General features: G+C 63.2%; 18 protein-coding genes and 1 pseudogene. 9 read left to right on the top strand and 10 right to left on the bottom strand.

Features of this window, described 5'->3' with window-relative positions; all coding sequences use genetic code 11:
- The first annotated feature begins 2 nt into the window (after nucleotides 1-2).
- The 5 genes from QWY74_RS09950 to QWY74_RS09970 are packed head-to-tail and all read left to right on the top strand — an operon-like array spanning nucleotide 3 to nucleotide 4,457.
- Nucleotides 3-1,037, top strand: coding sequence for a histone deacetylase family protein (locus QWY74_RS09950; protein ID WP_264827307.1), 1,035 nt, complete (start codon nucleotides 3-5; stop codon nucleotides 1,035-1,037).
- A gap of 35 nt (nucleotides 1,038-1,072) precedes the next feature.
- Nucleotides 1,073-1,429 carry a RidA family protein gene (locus tag QWY74_RS09955; RefSeq protein ID WP_264827309.1) on the top strand — a complete coding sequence of 119 codons (357 nt, stop codon included), beginning with the start codon at nucleotides 1,073-1,075 and terminating at the stop codon, nucleotides 1,427-1,429.
- Between the two features lies 1 nt (nucleotide 1,430).
- On the top strand, nucleotides 1,431-2,372 hold the full coding sequence (gene lhpI, locus QWY74_RS09960; protein ID WP_290314244.1) for a bifunctional Delta(1)-pyrroline-2-carboxylate/Delta(1)-piperideine-2-carboxylate reductase: 942 nt from the start codon (nucleotides 1,431-1,433) through the stop codon (nucleotides 2,370-2,372).
- Entirely contained in the window at nucleotides 2,369-3,502 is a 1,134-nt protein-coding gene (locus QWY74_RS09965) for a class II histone deacetylase (protein WP_264827312.1), read from the top strand. The genes lhpI and QWY74_RS09965 overlap by 4 nt, the downstream gene beginning before the upstream one ends.
- Entirely contained in the window at nucleotides 3,486-4,457 is a 972-nt protein-coding gene (locus QWY74_RS09970; protein ID WP_290314245.1) for a branched-chain amino acid transaminase, read from the top strand. The genes QWY74_RS09965 and QWY74_RS09970 overlap by 17 nt, the downstream gene beginning before the upstream one ends.
- Before the next feature lie 248 nt (nucleotides 4,458-4,705).
- Here the strand turns inward: QWY74_RS09970 and QWY74_RS09975 are convergent, their stop codons facing one another.
- From QWY74_RS09975 to QWY74_RS09990, 4 genes are all read right to left on the bottom strand, one after another.
- The gene (locus tag QWY74_RS09975; RefSeq protein WP_290314246.1) at nucleotides 4,706-5,446 is read right to left on the bottom strand and encodes an RNA methyltransferase; all 741 of its coding nucleotides are present in this window, start codon (nucleotides 5,444-5,446) and stop codon (nucleotides 4,706-4,708) included.
- A gap of 176 nt (nucleotides 5,447-5,622) precedes the next feature.
- Nucleotides 5,623-7,272, bottom strand: coding sequence for a chaperonin GroEL (gene groL, locus QWY74_RS09980; RefSeq protein WP_264827316.1), 1,650 nt, complete (start codon nucleotides 7,270-7,272; stop codon nucleotides 5,623-5,625).
- 58 nt (nucleotides 7,273-7,330) lie between these two features.
- Nucleotides 7,331-7,624 (bottom strand): co-chaperone GroES, encoded by a 294-nt coding sequence (locus QWY74_RS09985; protein WP_264827318.1) that lies wholly within the window; start codon nucleotides 7,622-7,624, stop codon nucleotides 7,331-7,333.
- 196 nt (nucleotides 7,625-7,820) lie between these two features.
- On the bottom strand, nucleotides 7,821-8,354 hold the full coding sequence (locus QWY74_RS09990) for an FxsA family protein (RefSeq protein ID WP_290314247.1): 534 nt from the start codon (nucleotides 8,352-8,354) through the stop codon (nucleotides 7,821-7,823).
- Nucleotides 8,355-8,496: 142 nt separating this feature from the next.
- On the opposite strand from QWY74_RS09990, the gene QWY74_RS09995 reads away from it, so the two are divergent.
- Nucleotides 8,497-9,258 carry an SDR family oxidoreductase gene (locus tag QWY74_RS09995; RefSeq protein WP_264827321.1) on the top strand — a complete coding sequence of 254 codons (762 nt, stop codon included), beginning with the start codon at nucleotides 8,497-8,499 and terminating at the stop codon, nucleotides 9,256-9,258.
- Nucleotides 9,259-9,349: 91 nt separating this feature from the next.
- Here QWY74_RS09995 and QWY74_RS10000 read toward each other — a convergent pair whose 3' ends face one another.
- Nucleotides 9,350-9,667: a ComEA family DNA-binding protein gene (locus QWY74_RS10000; protein ID WP_264827323.1), complete on the bottom strand. Its 318-nt coding sequence runs from the start codon at nucleotides 9,665-9,667 to the stop codon at nucleotides 9,350-9,352.
- A gap of 267 nt (nucleotides 9,668-9,934) precedes the next feature.
- Between QWY74_RS10000 and pyrF the strand changes: the two genes are divergently transcribed.
- A complete protein-coding gene (gene pyrF / locus QWY74_RS10005) occupies nucleotides 9,935-10,633 on the top strand; it encodes an orotidine-5'-phosphate decarboxylase (protein ID WP_264827324.1) in 699 nt (232 codons plus the stop codon).
- Nucleotides 10,634-10,654: 21 nt separating this feature from the next.
- Here the strand turns inward: pyrF and lapB are convergent, their stop codons facing one another.
- From lapB to QWY74_RS10020, 3 genes and pseudogenes are all read right to left on the bottom strand, one after another.
- The gene (lapB, locus tag QWY74_RS10010; RefSeq protein WP_264827325.1) at nucleotides 10,655-11,836 is read right to left on the bottom strand and encodes a lipopolysaccharide assembly protein LapB; all 1,182 of its coding nucleotides are present in this window, start codon (nucleotides 11,834-11,836) and stop codon (nucleotides 10,655-10,657) included.
- A gap of 1 nt (nucleotide 11,837) precedes the next feature.
- Nucleotides 11,838-12,143, bottom strand: coding sequence for a LapA family protein (locus QWY74_RS10015; RefSeq protein ID WP_264827326.1), 306 nt, complete (start codon nucleotides 12,141-12,143; stop codon nucleotides 11,838-11,840).
- Between the two features lie 55 nt (nucleotides 12,144-12,198).
- A pseudogene (locus tag QWY74_RS10020) lies at nucleotides 12,199-12,498 on the bottom strand (integration host factor subunit beta); the annotation flags it as partial.
- Between the two features lie 240 nt (nucleotides 12,499-12,738).
- On the opposite strand from QWY74_RS10020, the gene QWY74_RS10025 reads away from it, so the two are divergent.
- Together QWY74_RS10025 and QWY74_RS10030 are read left to right on the top strand one after the other, a co-directional pair.
- A complete protein-coding gene (locus QWY74_RS10025) occupies nucleotides 12,739-13,032 on the top strand; it encodes an FAD assembly factor SdhE (RefSeq protein ID WP_264827327.1) in 294 nt (97 codons plus the stop codon).
- Nucleotides 12,992-13,411: a protein YgfX gene (locus tag QWY74_RS10030; RefSeq protein ID WP_290314249.1), complete on the top strand. Its 420-nt coding sequence runs from the start codon at nucleotides 12,992-12,994 to the stop codon at nucleotides 13,409-13,411. Before QWY74_RS10025 ends, QWY74_RS10030 begins: the two co-directional genes overlap by 41 nt.
- 87 nt (nucleotides 13,412-13,498) lie before the next feature.
- Here QWY74_RS10030 and nadB read toward each other — a convergent pair whose 3' ends face one another.
- Together nadB and QWY74_RS10040 are read right to left on the bottom strand one after the other, a co-directional pair.
- Complete coding sequence (gene nadB, locus QWY74_RS10035) at nucleotides 13,499-15,085, bottom strand: L-aspartate oxidase (protein ID WP_264827329.1); 1,587 nt, start codon at nucleotides 15,083-15,085, stop codon at nucleotides 13,499-13,501.
- Nucleotides 15,066-16,223: an FUSC family protein gene (locus QWY74_RS10040; protein WP_290314250.1), complete on the bottom strand. Its 1,158-nt coding sequence runs from the start codon at nucleotides 16,221-16,223 to the stop codon at nucleotides 15,066-15,068. Before QWY74_RS10040 ends, nadB begins: the two co-directional genes overlap by 20 nt.
- Between the last annotated feature and the right edge of the window lie 14 nt (nucleotides 16,224-16,237).

A 16,237-nucleotide genomic window follows, 5' to 3' on the forward strand; every position in this document is an offset into this window, starting at 1 on the left:
ACATGAGGCTTTTCTATCATCCAGATCAGGAGCGCCACGCACCGGAAAACTTTCTGTTGCGTGGCCGGCCGGCGCCATCCCCCGAGGGGCCGGTGCGCGCCGAACTGCTGGCCCAGGGCCTGGCCCGGGTCGGCCTGTCGCTGACTCCTCCGGGCGCGGTCGACAGTCCTCTGTTGCGGGAACGTCTGACACGGATCCACACGCCGCGCTACCTGGAGTTTCTCGAGACCATCCACGGCCGCTGGCAGGCCATGCCGGATGCCGCCGATATCGTCGCGCCCAATGTGCATCCCTGTGGTGGCGGTTATCATTATCCGCGCCATCCGGTCGGGCAGGCGGGCTGGCATCTGCATGACATGGCCTGTCCGATGACGGCGGACAGCTTTGCCGGCATTCTGGCCAGTGCGGCGACGGCCCAGGCAGCGGCCGAGGCGGTCACCGGAGGGGAGCGCCAGGCCTATGCGTTGTGTCGTCCGCCGGGGCATCATGCCGGGCCCGAGCGCGCGGGTGGCTTCTGCTTCCTCAACAATTCGGCTCTGGCGGCCACGGTGCTGCGCGAGCGCTTTGCACGTGTGGCCATCGTCGATGTGGACCTGCATCACGGCAATGGCACTCAGGACATCTTCTACGACCGTGGTGATGTCTGGACCGGCTCGCTGCATGCCGATACCGCGGAGTTCTATCCGTTCTTCTGGGGTGGCGCCGATGAAACCGGAGGCGGGCCGGGCGAGGGCTGCAATGTCAATCTGCCGCTTGCCCTCGGCAGCGATGGTGCGGCCTTTAATGAGACACTCGACACCCTGCTGGGCAGGATGGCTGAGTTCGAGCCCGAGGCCGTTATCGTGGCGCTTGGCCTGGATGCCCACAAGGATGACCCGCTGGCCGGTCTGGCCCTCGAGCGCGAGGACTTCGTCGCCGTGGGGCGCCGGCTCGCCCGGCTTGGCCTGCCCACCGTGCTGGTGCAGGAAGGCGGGTATCCCACCGATCAACTGAGTCACAATCTTGCCGCCTTCATGGACGGCTTCACCAGTGCCTGATGGCACCCTGGCAACATCAACCCGAGAGACGAGACATGAGCCTTACCCTTCACGACAGCAATGCCCGCATGAGCCAGATCGCCATTCACAACGGCACGGTCTATCTGGCCGGCCAGGTGCCCAGCGATGGCAGTGCCGGCATGAAAACCCAGACCGAACAGGTCCTGGCGCGCATCGACCATCTGCTCGAGCAGGCGGGAACATCCAAGGATCAACTGATTTCCGCGCAGATCTGGGTCAACAGCATGGCCGAGTTTGCCGAGATGAACGAAGCCTGGGATGCCTGGGTGACACCGGGTCGCCCGCCGGTGCGTGCCGCCGTCGAGGCCCAGCTCGCCAAGCCCGAGTGGAAGGTCGAAATCATGGTTGTGGCAGCACTGCCGGAGGGCTGATATGCGCATCATCGACGCCGAACAAGTCGCTTCCAGCCTGGCCTGGCCGGCGCTGGTGCAGCGTCTGGACGATACCTTTCGTCAGGGCGTGGAGTCGCCACCGCGCCACCATCACGCCATGCACCGTCCTGATGGTGAAGCCACCATGCTGCTGATGCCGGCCTGGGAGAAGGACGGCTACATCGGCGTCAAGATGGTCAATGTCTTCCCGCAGAATGCGCAGCACGGGCTTCCCGCCATTTCGGGAGTCTACTTCCTCAGCGAGGGGGCGCATGGTCGCCCCCTGGCATGCATCGATGGCAGTGAGTTGACACGCCGGCGCACCGCGGCGGCGTCGGCACTGGCGAGCCGCGAGCTGGCGCGAGACGATGCCGAGACCCTGCTGGTGGTGGGTACCGGCAAGCTGGCGCCGATGGTCATCGAGGCGCATGCCTCGGTGCGCTCGATCAAGCGGGTGATGGTCTGGGGGCGCCAGCCGGAAAAAGCCGAAAGGATCGCCGCGGCCTATGCCGACCGATTCGAGACACAGGCGGCGACCGATCTGCAGGCTGCCTGCGGCGAAGCGGATCTGATCAGTTGCGTGACGCTCTCCACCGAACCGCTGGTGCGAGGCGAGTGGCTGTCGCCCGGCACCCATCTGGACCTGATCGGTGCCTTTCGGCCGAGCATGCGCGAGACGAATGGCGAGTGCCTGAAACGGGGGGAGGTGTTCGTGGATACCTACGCCGGTGCGCGTGGCGAAGCCGGTGATATCCACCAGGCCATCGACGAGGGGGCCTTCCGCTTCGAGGACATGAAAGCGGAACTGGGTGAGCTGGTATCCGGCACCCGACCGGGACGCAGTGGCTCCGAGGCGATCACGGTGTTCAAGTCGGTGGGGGCCTCCCTGGAGGATCTGGCGGCGGCCATCGAGGTCTGGGAAGCCCGGAGCGACGCCGAGTGAGTACTGGTTTTTTCTGGCATGAACGCTGTTTCTGGCATGACCCCGGGGCCATCGGGGTCTTTGCGTCCGCCGGGGCGTATCGTCAGCCCCAGCCGGCGTCGGAAAGCCCCGAAAGCAAGCGGCGCCTCAAGAACCTGCTGGAGGTCTCCGGGCTGATCGATGAGCTGCAGGTCATCAAGCCTGCACCGGCCGAGGATGCGGATCTGCGTCGCTTTCATGCTGCCGATTACCTGTCTCGCCTGCAGACGGGTGACAGCGACCGGGGAGGGGACGCGGGCGATTGTGCGCCCTATCAGCCCGGTAGCCTGGACGCCGCCCGTCAGTCGGTCGGCCTGGCCATTGGGGCCGTGACGGCGGTGGCGCGGGGCGAGCTGCAAAATGCCTATGCCCTGTGCCGGCCTCCCGGTCATCACGCCGAAGCGGACCAGGGGCGCGGCTTTTGCCTGCTGGGCAATATCCCTGTGGCGGTAATGAAGGCGCGGGCCGAGGGGCTGGTCGGCCGCGTGGTGGTCCTCGACTGGGATGTGCATCATGGCAATGGTCATCAGAGCGCGTTCTATGACGAGCCGGGCGTGCTGACCATCTCAATCCATCAGGACGGCAATTATCCGCTGGACACGGGCGCTTTCGAGGAAGTCGGACGTGGGCCGGGTCGGGGAGCCAATCTCAACCTGCCCCTGCCGCCGGGCTGCGGTATCGGCGCCTATGATTATGCCATGCAGCGGCTGATCCTGCCGGCGATCGAGGCCTTTGCGCCGGACATGGTGATCGTGGCGGCCGGCTATGATGCCTGTGCCAAGGATCCGCTGGGCAAGATGATGCTCAACAGCCGTGCATTCGGCGAGATGACCCGGGCGCTGCGCGAGCTGACAACGTCACTGTGCGCGGGGCGGCTGGTATTCATCCATGAGGGGGGCTATTCGGAAGGCTATGTGCCGTTCTGCGGCCATGCCGTGATTCAGGCCTTGAGCGAGAGTGACATCGAGGTGCCGGATCCACAGAACGACGAGATCGCTGCCTGGGGGTATCAGAGCCTGCAGGCCCATCAGCGTGACCTGGTGGATGACTGGCGGCATCGCTGGTTTGGACTATTCAAGAGCTCGGGAGAGACACATGACACCCCTGTATGATCGTGATGGCTGGATCTGGCTGGACGGTGAATGGCTGCCGTGGCGAGATGCTATGACCCACCTGCTGACGCACAGCCTGCATTATGGGATGGGGTGCTTCGAGGGCGTGCGGGCTTATTCGGGGGCTTCGGGTACCCAATTGTTTCGCGCCGAGGCTCATACGCGCCGCCTGGTGGAAAGTGCTCACATCCTCGATATTCCATTGTCCTTTAACAGCGAAGCGCTGATCGAGGCCCAGCGCCAGTGCCTGGTGCGCAATGAGCTCAAGGATGCCTACCTGAAGCCGACCATCTTTCTGGGCGCCGAGGGCCTGGGCTTGCGAGCCAAGGGGCTGACCACACATGTGATGGTGGCGGCCTGGGATCTCGGCGCCTACATCACACCGGAAGCGGCCTCGGTGGGGCTGCGCGCCATCACCGCCTCCTGGTCGCGCCACCATGTCAATGTCACGGCCTGTCGCGCCAAGACCAATGGCAATTACGTGAACTCGATCATGGCGCTCAACAGCGCGGTCAAGGCCGGTTTCGACGAAACCTTGATGCTGGATACCGAGGGTTACGTGGCCGAGGCTTCGGCGGCCAACGTCTTCATGTTGCGCGATGGGGTGCTGCACACACCGCCGACTACTTCCTGCCTGCAGGGCATTACCCGGGATAGCGTGATGCACCTGGCACGGGAGGTACTGGATACCGAAGTGGTGGAGCGCCGCATCACCCGCGATGAGCTGTATACCGCCGATGAAGCCTTCGTCACCGGTACGGCGGCCGAGATCCTGCCGTTGCGCGAACTCGACGGCCGCCACATTGGCGCCCTCAAGGGAGCCCTGGCCCCTGATCAGCCCGTGGCCGGTGATTCCTTCACGGCGCATATTCAAGCTCTTTACCACAGGGTGACCCGTGGCGATCTGCAGGACGATCTGACCGCCTACGCCAACTGGCTGACGTCGGCCCGGTAATTACTGCTTGCGGGAGACCAGCCAGCAGGTCACGCCGTGGATCAGCACCACGAACAAAACACGCCACGGTGTTGAGCACCGTGGCGCATCGAGTCGCCCTCCCTGGGCAGCGTCCTGATGCCGATCTCCTTCAGGGGCTCCCTGCACCCTGGCATCCGTGTCGTGGAAGTGTCAGTGTCCCTTGCATCCCGACAACCCGGGAAACGTCATGATGGCGGCGGGAGATGACAGTGTCATGACGGTGAGATTCAGCGGTCGTCGCCCTGCATACTCTCCTCGAGCGAACTCAGCAGACCGCGCAGCAGGGAGATATCCCGTCGCGTGGGTTGAGCGCGATCGAAGAGGGCGCGCAGTTGTTCCTCGGTACGCGCATGGGGCTGGGTGATGAAGCCGCTGGCGTGCATGATACGCGACAGGTGGTCGTGGAAGTGATGCAGCTGCTGGCGCGTGGGCAGTGGCACTGAGGCATGTGCGGGCGCCTGGTAGTCACTGTCGGGCTGTCGGCGCCAGGCGCTGAAGGTTTCGTAGGCCAGCACCTGTACGGCCTGGGACAGGTTGAGGACACCATAATCCGGGTTGGCGGGAATGCTGACCTGGTGGCTGCAGTCGCGGATCTCTTCGTTGACCAGACCGAAGCGCTCGCGGCCGAAGACCAGTGCCACTGGCCCCTGGCGGGCATTGGCGACAAGGTCGGCCGCCATCTCGGCGGGTTCGTCATAGTGGGGCAAGGGGTAGCTGCGCAGGCGTGCACTGGCACCCACCACCTGGGTGCAGTCACTGACGGCCTCGGTCAGCGAAGCGAATACGCGGGCCTGATCCACGACATCCTCGGCACCCGCCGCGAGTCGCGAAGCCTCTGGATCCGGGTAACAGCGCGGATTGACCAGAACCAGATCGGTTAGCCCCATGGTCTTCATCGCCCGCGCCGAGGCGCCGATGTTGCCGGGGTGATACGTCTGGACCAGAACGATGCGGATGTTCGACAGCATAGATAGATGAGGTAAGAAAGAAGAGGGAAGAAAAACACGGGTACGAAGGTTCAGATGATCCGCGATTCTACATGGTCTATCGCCTTACTTCTTCCTTCTTCCGTCTTGAACGAAAAAACCCCCACCGGTTACCCGGCGGGGGTCTGTCTCAGGGTGAACCGAGAGGACGGGTCGGCTTACATCATGCCGCCCATGCCTCCCATTCCGCCCATGCCACCCATGTCGCCGCCACCGGAGGCATCTTCCTCGTCCGGGTCGTCGGCGATCATGCACTCGGTGGTGATCATCAGGCCGGCGATGGAGCCAGCGGACTGCACGGCGCTGCGTGTGACCTTGGCCGGGTCCAGCACGCCCATCTCGAACATGTCGCCGAATTCACCGGTCTGGGCGTTGTAGCCGAAGTTGCCTTCACCGTCCTTGACGCGGTTCAGGATGACCGAGGGCTCCTGGCCGGCGTTGGCAACGATCTGACGCAGCGGGGCTTCCATGGCACGCACGGCGATGGCGATGCCGTGGGTCTGGTCTTCGTTCTCGCCCTTGAGGCCGGCGATGCGTGTCAGTACGCGGACCAGGGCAGTGCCGCCACCGGGCACCACGCCTTCCTCGACCGCGGCGCGAGTGGAGTGCAGGGCGTCTTCGACGCGAGCCTTCTTCTCCTTCATCTCGACTTCGGTCGCGGCACCGACGCGGATCACGGCCACGCCGCCGGCCAGCTTGGCAACGCGCTCTTGGAGCTTCTCACGATCGTAATCGGAAGAGGTCTCCTCGATCTGGGCTCGGATCTGGTTGACGCGACCTTCAATGTCCGCGTCCTTGCCGGAACCATCGATGATGGTGGTGTTTTCCTTGGACATGGTCACGCGCTTGGCGGTGCCCAGATGGTCCAGGGTGACCTGCTCGAGGTCGAGGCCGACTTCTTCGGAGATCACGGTGCCACCGGTGAGGATGGCGATGTCCTGCAGCATGGCCTTGCGACGGTCGCCGAAGCCGGGCGCCTTGGCGGCCGCGACCTTGACGATGCCACGCATGTTGTTGACCACCAGGGTCGCCAGGGCTTCGCCCTCGATGTCTTCGGCGATGATGATCAGCGGCTTGCCGGCCTTGGCGACGGCTTCCAGTGTCGGCAGCAGCTCGCGGATGTTGGAGATCTTCTTGTCCACCAGCAGGATGAACGGATCTTCATGCTCGACGGACATCGATTCCTGATTGGTCACGAAGTACGGCGAGAGGTAGCCGCGATCGAACTGCATGCCTTCGACGACATCCAGCTCGTCTTCGAAGCCACGGCCTTCATCGACGGTGATGACGCCTTCCTTGCCGACTTTCTGCATGGCGTCGGCGATGATCTTGCCGATGCGCTTGTCGCCGTTGGCGGAAATGGTGCCGACCTGGGCGATGGCGTTGGAGTCGGTGCAGGGCACGGACAGTTCACCGACTTCCTTGACGGCAGCGTCGACGGCCTGGTCGATGCCGCGCTTGAGGTCCATCGGGTTCATGCCGGCGATGACGCCCTTGAGGCCCTCGGTGACGATGGACTGTGCTAACACGGTGGCGGTGGTGGTACCGTCACCGGCCACATCGGAAGTCTTGGACGCGACTTCCTTGACCATCTGGGCGCCCATGTTCTCGAACTTGTCCTTCAGTTCGATTTCCTTGGCCACTGAGACGCCGTCCTTGGTGACGGTCGGCGCGCCAAAGGATTTTTCGAGCACCACGTTGCGGCCTTTCGGGCCGAGGGTTGCCTTGACGGCATTGGCCAGGGTGTCGACGCCTTTCGCCATGCGAGTGCGTGCATCACTGGAGAACTTGACTTGTTTCGCTGTCATTTTCGTATGCTTCCTGTGAGTTCGTGAACGTCAGAATTCGGGGGGCTATCGCTGAGTGTTAACCCTCGACGACAGCCAGTACGTCGGATTCGCTCATGATCAGGACTTCTTCGCCGTCGACCTTCTGTTTTTCGACGCCAAAGCCATCCTTGAAAATCACGGTATCGCCGACCTTGACGTCGAGCGGGCGGGTTTCGCCGCTATCCAGAATCCGGCCGTTACCGATGGCGAGCACTTCGCCCCGAGTCGGCTTTTCCTGGGCGCTGCCCGGGAGCACGATGCCGCCTGCGGTTTTCTGCTCTTCTTCGACGCGACGGATGACGACGCGATCGTGCAAGGGACGGATGTTCATTGCTCACGTTCTCCTGATGGTTGCTGTGCCGGGCGTGGCCGCCGCGGCGATGGACATCAATATTCCGCCATTGCGTGGCGGGCTGAAGGCGAGGCCGCCTTCTGTTGGCTGGACCCCGAAAACGAGGTCGAAATTGAATGCTGCTGGGTAAGTGGGGCTATCTGCGCGCCTTTCAAGCCCCGCTGATAAAAAAAATTCAATGACGGTGGCTTTCGTCGCGACCGATGAAGTCGCCCTCCAGAGGGCCGTCATCCTGCTGGTGTGATGCGCGGCCGGTGTCCCGGAAATCGTTGGCCTGTTGTCGGTCCCTGGTCTGGTGCCAGTCGTGATCGGCGCTCGGACCGGCGCCGAAGATGCCTCCCTGAACATGGATATTGCCCATACGGCCTCCCAGGCGGCCCAGCAGCTTGCCCATCAAGCGCCGGGCATCGGGGATCAGGCACATGAAGCCCAGCGTGTCGGAGATAAAGCCGGGCGCCATCAGCAGAGCGCCACCAAAGATCAGTGCGGCTCCGGTGAGCAATTCACTGGATGGCATTTCGCCCTGGCGCAGCCGCTCCTGGGCGCGGGCGAAGGTCGCCATGCCTTCGCGACGAATGAGGTGCAGGCCCACGAAACCGGTGCCGAGGACGAGAAGAAGCGTGGTGACCAGGCCGATATGGCTGCCCACTGAAAACAGGACGACGAAGTCGAGCAGCGCAAAGACGGTGAAAAGAAGCAGAAACGGCATGATGACTCCATTCTTGAGGATGTTGGGAACATGGGGGGTAGGGTCGCGGAAATCAAGGATTCGGCCCTAACGGGGGTGTCTTGACGCTGGCGTCCACGTAAACTCCAGCATGGTATTCAATCGTTGTCTCGAGGAGACAGGTATGCAGCTGGATAACAAGATCATTGCCATTACCGGTGGCGCTCAGGGCCTGGGGCTTGCCATGGCTCAGCATCTCGGCCAGCAGGGTGCCGTTCTGGCGCTGCTCGATCGTGATGTCGAATCCCTCGACCAGGCCTGTCATGCGCTTTCGCAAGCGGGTATTCGGGCGCGCGGTTTCGAGGTTGATGTGGCCGATGAGACCTCGGTTCAGGCGGGCTTCGCGGGCGTTGAAGAAGCCTTCGGAGGCCTGGATGGGTTGATCAACAATGCTGGTATTCTGCGCGATGGCCTGCTGGTCAAGGCCCGCGACGGCCAGGTCGAGTCGATGATGTCGCTGGAGGACTGGCAGAGGGTCATGGACGTCAATCTCACCGGGGTCTTCCTGTGCGGGCGGGAGGCCGCCTCGCGCATGATCCGTGCCGGGCGCGAGGGTGTCATCGTCAATATCTCGAGCATTTCCCGCGCCGGCAATCTGGGACAGAGCAACTACTCGGCTGCCAAGGCCGGTGTGGCCGCCCTGACAGTGACCTGGGCCGGGGAGCTGGCTCGGCACGGCATTCGGGTCGGTGGCGTGGCACCCGGGTTCATCGAGACGGAAATGACGACATCAATGCGCGAGGACATGCTGGCGCGGATTACCGCCGGGGTGCCGTTGAAGCGACTCGGCCAGCCCGAGGATATTGCTGCCAGCGTGGCCTTCATCATCGAGAACGATTACTTCACCGGGCGTCTGATTGAATGTGACGGTGGCTTGAGGCTCTGATCGGCTGCGCGAGCACCCGGGCGGAATGAACAATGCCACCGCTCGCGGCGGTGGCATTCTTTACGGATTGTGACGTCTCCGTGGCCTTGCCTCAAAAACTCACCTGGTCCTCGAGCCCTTCCACAGTGGCTTCGCCAATGCCCGATACCCGTGTCAGCTCGGAGGCGCTGGTGAAGGGGCCGTTGGCCTCGCGGTTGTCGACGATTGAGGCGGCCTTGACCTCGCCGATGCCCGGCAGCTCGGTGAGCATCGCCGCATCCGCGCTGTTGATATTGATCGGTGCGAGTTGCGCACTGTTGTCGGAGCTGCTGGAGGTTTCGCTTTGCTCCTGCGCCTGACCGGGCAGGCTGACGCCGAGCAGCAGTGCGAGTCCAAGGCTTACGGTCAGTCCTTTGATGGGTGTCAGCATGCGAGTGTCCTCATTGGGTGCCTGTGTTGGCCAATTCCTGATCTGGCCTGCGCTGGGTGGGCCCCGCTCGCTGTGCCGCGATATCAGCGTGGCCGGGAATGCGTGCCCACATGTGTCAAGCTAGTGATCACCGGCGAGCCACGGCGTAGGCGAGGACTGAGTGGCGGCGCTGAGATCGGGCACACAGGTTGCAGGATTTTAGCCACTCGGGCTGAAAGTCATGACTGATATACTGTGTCGTCCCTTTTCGTTGTCAGGAGTCTGTTCGTGTCCATTGCCTCACCCCTGATCGTTGCCCTCGACTACACCTCTCGCGACGCCGCCTTGTGCATGGCGGATCGCCTGGATCCCGCCCGCTGTCGCCTCAAGGTCGGCAAGGAGCTGTTTACGCGCAGTGGTCCGGCAGTGCTCGAGGCGCTCCATGGGCGTGGCTTCGAGGTTTTCCTGGACCTCAAGTTTCACGATATTCCTAACACCGTGGCGGGTGCCGTTCAGGCGGCGGCAGAACAGGGAGTGTGGATGGTCAACCTCCATGCCTCCGGGGGGCGGCGCATGATGGAGGCGGCCCGAGAACGTCTCGACCAGCATGGTCTCTCGACCCGGTTGATCGCGGTCACCGTGCTGACCAGCATGCAGGAGCAGGACCTCGCCGAGGTCGGAGTTGCTGCCAGCATGGATGAACAGGTCATGCGCCTGGCCGAGTTGACCCGTGACTGCGGTCTGGACGGTGTGGTGTGCTCTTCCCATGAAGCCCGGCGCTTGAAGGAGCACCTTGGTGGGGGCTTTCTCAAGGTCACTCCGGGCATCCGGCCCGCATTCGCTGAAGCCGGTGATCAGCGGCGCATCATGACGCCCTCTGCGGCTATGGCAGCAGGCAGTACTCACCTGGTAGTGGGCCGGCCCGTGACCCAGGCCAGTGACCCCATGCAGGCACTGGCTAGTATCGAGCAGGAACTGACGGGATAAGCGGTGTGTGGAGTCGAGGGGCTATTCGCTCTCGACACCGCTGAGGGGCTTGGTCGTGCCCCATTTGCGGCACCTGGGGCATTGCCAGTGCAGTAGCTCGCCGCTGAAGCCACAGCGACGACAGCGGTGACGCGGGAGTGCCTGCAGCAGTTTGCCGGTAAGTTGCTGCAGCTGGTTCATGCGCTGGTCTTCGGGCCCCTCGTCTTGCTGGTAGAGGCGCAACAGGTAATCCAGGCCTCCCAGACTCGGGGTCTGGTCCAGTTGATGGACGATCAATGACAAGGCGGCCTGTGTGTTGCCGTGATGACGACACAGGCTGTCGGCCAGCATGACGACCACGCTGGTGAAAGTGCCCTTGTCGAGTAGCCCTTGCAGGTGGCGGATCAGGCCGGCCTCATCGTCGAGCAGCCGATAGGCGCGGGCGAGGGGGGCCAGCAGGGTGGGGATGAAGGCTGGGTCCTGCTCGGGAATGCGGTCGAGCAGCTTGATGGCTTGCCGGTAATGCCCTGTGTGCATCGACATGTCGGCCAGCATCAGGTTGGCGCGGACACAGCGTGGATCCGTGGCAAGGGCTTGTTTCAGGTGGCGCCTGGCCAGCACCGGGCTGGCTGAATGCCGTTCGTGTTCGGCCAGTTCACAGAGCCAGTGGGAGGCGGCCCGCCGAATGTCCTCGTGTTCGCGAACCAGTCCCGGCAGGGCAATGTTCACGGCTGCCTGCCATTCACCCTCGCGTTCCAGTAGGTCGACCAGTGAGCGTTTGGCGGTTATTCGCAGCTCGCCATTGTGAGCCTCCTTGATCAAGCCCTGGAGGAGGCGCTCGGCCCTGTCCAGCAGGCCCAGGTGGAGAAAGTCCCGAGCGAGTTCGAGCTGCACTCTTTCGCTCTGGTCTTGGGTCATGGCCGGGCGTGCGAGCAGGTTCTGGTGCACCTTGACGGCGCGATCGGCTTCGCCGCGCTGGCGAAACAGGTTGCCGAGTGCAAGGTGGGTTTCAATGGTGTCGCTATTGACCTCCAGTGCCCCGATGAAGGTTTCGATGGCCCGATCCTGCTGATCATTGAGCAGGTAGTTCAATCCCACGAAATATTCGCGGGCCAGTGGCGTGGTCGCTGGCGGCTCGCGGGCGACCCACTTCTCGCGACGGCCGAGCCACCATCCTATGGCGACCGCTGCCAACAACAGGGCCAGCAGCAGGAGGTCGGGCATGTCAGGGGAGTTCCTTCATCTCCTGGATGCGGAGTCGGTCGAGTTCCTTGCGTTGCTGCTGGTTATGACGTTGTGCACGAGTCAGTAGAGTGCGCAGGCGCAGATAGACGCCGCTCATGGCGAGCATTCCCAGAAGGACACCGCAGGCTAGCGAGGCGAGCAACCAGACGGAGAGGGATGCTGCCGGAAGTTCCATCCAGATCAGGTTGAGAGGTAGGGCCTGCTGGTTGTTGACGGCAAATAGGATGCCGACCAGCAACACCGCCAGCAGAATAATGGCCAGGATGAGGCCTTTGAGCCAACGCATGTGCTTGTTCCCGTGTGATGTGATTGATAGGTGTTCAACCGGTCATGACCGGCACTCAATAGCCCAGGGCGCGACTTGCATCGACCTGTTCGCGCAGTTCCTTGCCGGGCTTGAAGTGTGGCACGAATTTACCATCCAGTGCGACCGGATCGCCCGTCTTGGGGTTGCGGCCGGTGCGGGGCTCACGATAATGCAGCGAAAAACTGCCGAAGCCGCGGATCTCGACGCGACCACCGGCCGACAGGGTGTCGGTGATGTCATCTAGTATCAGGCGCACCGAGGCTTCGACATCCTTGACGGAGATGTCAGGTTGACGCATGGCAATCTGCTCGATCAATTCGGACTTGGTCATCGGCTCTCTCCGTGATGCCCGGCGGGGTCGTCCTGGCCGAGTGAATTGTGCTCATCAGCATACTGCGCAAGTGTCGAGAAAACAACGCACTACAAGCTTAGTCAGAAGCGGCTCCGTTCACCAGTCGGGTCGCTACCGACCCTCCCGCTGGGGGCCCGAAGATTCCCGTTTCGACAAGACTGCTGGCCGCAAGGCGTGTCGGGTATACTGCTGGTACATTCCTTCAAAGTGACGAGGTCGATCGTGAACGATGATGCGTCCGCTGCAAGCGCCCTGCGCAAGCGTCTTTATTGGCACTCCCGCCGGGGCATGTGGGAACTGGATCTGATGCTGGTCCCCTTTCTCGACCAGTGCTACGACAAGCTGGAGACAGCCGATCAGCAGGCTTTCCAGGCCTTGATTCAGGAGGAGGATCAGGATCTGTTCTTCTGGCTGATGCGCCGCGATTTTCCGCAAGAGCCTGAACGTCGCCGTATCGTCAAGATGATTGTCGATCATGCCGAAAACACCGATAACTCTGCCTATCAAGGTCTCTAGGCTGTCGACTCTGCTGCATGGCGGTCTTGCCATCGCCACAGTGGCCTGGCTGGCATGGATCACCAGTGGCTGGCTGGCCCTGGCGGCGCTGGTGGTACTGTCAGCCTGGCTGGTCCATCTGGTGCGCCAGGCGCCGAGCGGGGAATGGCAGTTGGTTGTGGGTGAAAGCGCCAACGAAACGAACGGGGCAAACTGGCGCTGGCGAGCCCAGGCTGGGCATGAGTGGCAGTCCCGGCGCTTGTACTGTGATCATCTGGGCCCTTGGCTGATCGGTTTGAAGGGTGAGGGTCACCGCCTCTGGCTATGGCCGGACTGTACCGACCCGGCTCGCCTCAGATCGCTTCGCCGAGTGCTGCTCCGGGAGGCCGGGCGAGGATGAGGGCGAGCTCCTGTATCCGCGCGGTTGGCAGCGCGGCCAGCCTGTCCCATTGGGGTGCCCGGCTGTCAGCGCACGTCCTGGCCCTGGTCAGCTGCCGGTCTTTGTGATGGCACTGGTATCGATAAGGCTGGGCGCCGCTTGGCTTTCGGCGTGCACAGCGTAGTCCTGGTTGTGATGCAGCCCGCGTGATTCGCGACGCTGACGCGCACAGGCGACTGTCAATCGCGCCAGTCGAATGGCATGACGCAGGCTACTTGCTTCGGGGTGGGCGCGGGTGTCATGGCAATGTGCCATGCAGCGGGTCTCAAGCTCCGATAGAGCGCTCGCGGCCTCGCCGAGCCCCTGGTCATGACGAACGATGGCCACACGCGAGCTCATGATGTCGCGCACGTTGTCCCGCAGTTCGCGCAGTTTTGTCACATCGACGTCCTGACGGCCGGTGACAGGCTCGACCAGTGGGGCCTGGCTGGGGGGCGGGCGAGTGGCCAGGTGGTAGGCGCAGCCATGGGCAAATGCCAGACACTCCAGAAGTGAGTTGCTGGCCATGCGGTTGGCGCCATGCAGGCCGGTACAGGCGACCTCGCCGATGGCATAAAGGTGCGGCACCCTCGACGCGCCCTTCAGGTCGGTGCGTATGCCGCCGCAGCTGTAGTGGGCGGCCGGTACTACCGGGATCGGAGACCGGGCGATATCCAGGCCTCGCGAGGCGCAATGGGCGTGGATGGTAGGGAAGTGCTGACGAATCCGCGCTTCGCCCAGGTGGCATATATCCAGCCATACATGGTCAAGCCCGCTGCGTTGCATTTCACTGTCGATGGCCCGCGCGACGATGTCACGAGGCGCCAGTTCGGCTCTGTGATCCAGCTCCAGCATGAAGCGCTGGCCCTCGGCTCCCAGCAGGTGCCCCCCTTCGCCGCGTACCGCCTCGCTGATCAGGAAGGGGCTGCCCTTCGGGTCATACAGGCAGGTCGGGTGGAATTGCTGAAACTCGAGGTTCATGAGCTCGGCGCCGAGCTCGGCGGCCATCATCATGCCTTCTCCACTGGCGGGGCACGGGCTGGTGGTATGACGGTAGAGGCCGCTTGCACCGCCGGTGGCAAGCACCGTGTCGGTTGCCAGGAGTTCATGTGCGCGTCCCGACTCGTCGATGCAGTACGCTCCCCGGCAGTGTCCGGCCCGGTCGCGGAGCAGGTCGAGCGCCGTGAGCTCGTGCTCCACCCGAATCGCCGGGTGCTGGGCGACATGCTGTTCGAGGGTTTCAATAAGCGCGCGCCCGGTGGCATCGTCCGCGTGGATGATGCGACGTGCACTGTGTCCACCCTCACGGGTCAGATGGTAGGGGAAGTCGGCCTCGGGAGCCGTGTCGGCGGTAAAGGGGACGCCCAATGACAGCAGCCACTCGATGGCGGCGGGCCCTTGCTCGACGGTGAAGCGCACGGCGGCCTCATCGCAGAGTCCGTCTCCGGCCACCAGAGTGTCAGTCACGTGGGTGTCGGCGTCGTCCTGTGGTGAAAGGACGGCGGCGATGCCCCCCTGCGCCCAGCGGCTGGCGCCACGGTCATCCGGCCTTGGTTGCAAGAGTGTCACCGAGCGGCTCGAGGCGACTTCCAGCGCCATGGCCAGTCCGGCGACACCGCCGCCGATGATTAGCACGTCATGATGGCTTCTGGACATCCGGCTCTCCTTCTGGGGGCTGGCCTGTGTGGGTCCGGGCGGGTGCTCTCAGACCATGACGCAGCGCACGCTTGCGCAGTCGGTGGCTGGGCAGACGTTCGAGCCTGCCCAGATGGTGGATCAGATCGCGGCTCAAGCGGGCCAGCTCACGATTGAGCCACAGGTAGCCGCTGGGACTGAACAGTTGGCGACCATCCTGGGCTTGGGCTCCTGTTGCCAGATCAGCGTGACGCTCCAGCGCAAACGGCGGAATCTCGACGTCGATCGGCTGTCCGGTCCTCACTTGATACGCCACGGCAGCAAGATTGTGGGCCAGGTTGTGCTGTTGCTCACGCAGGCCCAGCATGGCTTCGATCTGTTCGTGCCCCTCGCGAGTATTCCAATGGGTTTCAAGCAGAAGTTCAATGGTGGACAGCATGCGCCGCTGCAGAGAGATCAGGTCGTCGAGCTCGGTACGATGCAGGCGGCGTTCGCGATGAATGGCGTCGACCAGGTTGCGCTGCTTGATGAGTAGGCCGGTACAGCGCTTCAGTAGCTCTCGGGTATCCATATCAGGCGCCGAAGTGGCCGAGGTGTGAGCATGGAAGAGTTGTGCCATGCGATCAACGTTGTCGGCCAGCATGAAGCGCAGCATGTCGGTGGCCTTGTGGGGCAGTACCAGGATGGTGACGGCGATACCGATGAGCGTGCCAAGCACTACGTCGAAGCTTCGCCAAAGGGCGAGCTCGAAGTCCCGGGAGCCGTCGCCGACAACTAGCAGCAGGGTGATGGCAAACATCAGCCCACCGTAGCCATAGCGCTTGCCAAAACTGAGCCAGGTCACCCATGCAATGCCCAGCAGACTGCCGAGCGGGAGGAGCAGCGGGATGGTCTTAGGCGTCAGAATCAGCAGCAGGCCCCAGATAGCGCCGAGGACGGTGCCGAAAAGGCGTTGGCGCCCCTTGTCGAGCACGCCACCGATATGCGGCAGGTTACCCATGACCATGACGGTGCTCACCAGGGCCCAGCCGCCATGCGGTATCGGGAAGATCTGAATGACACCGAAGGTGATGCAAAGCGCCAGGATGACGCGCAGAACATGAAGGGGCCGGCGGTGGCGATGCGTGAAGTAAGGGTCGCGCAGTCGCGCCAGAATCATGCCGTGGTCTCAAC

The sequence above is a fragment of the Halomonas almeriensis genome, from assembly GCF_030409235.1.
GTDB lineage: Bacteria > Pseudomonadota > Gammaproteobacteria > Pseudomonadales > Halomonadaceae > Halomonas > Halomonas almeriensis.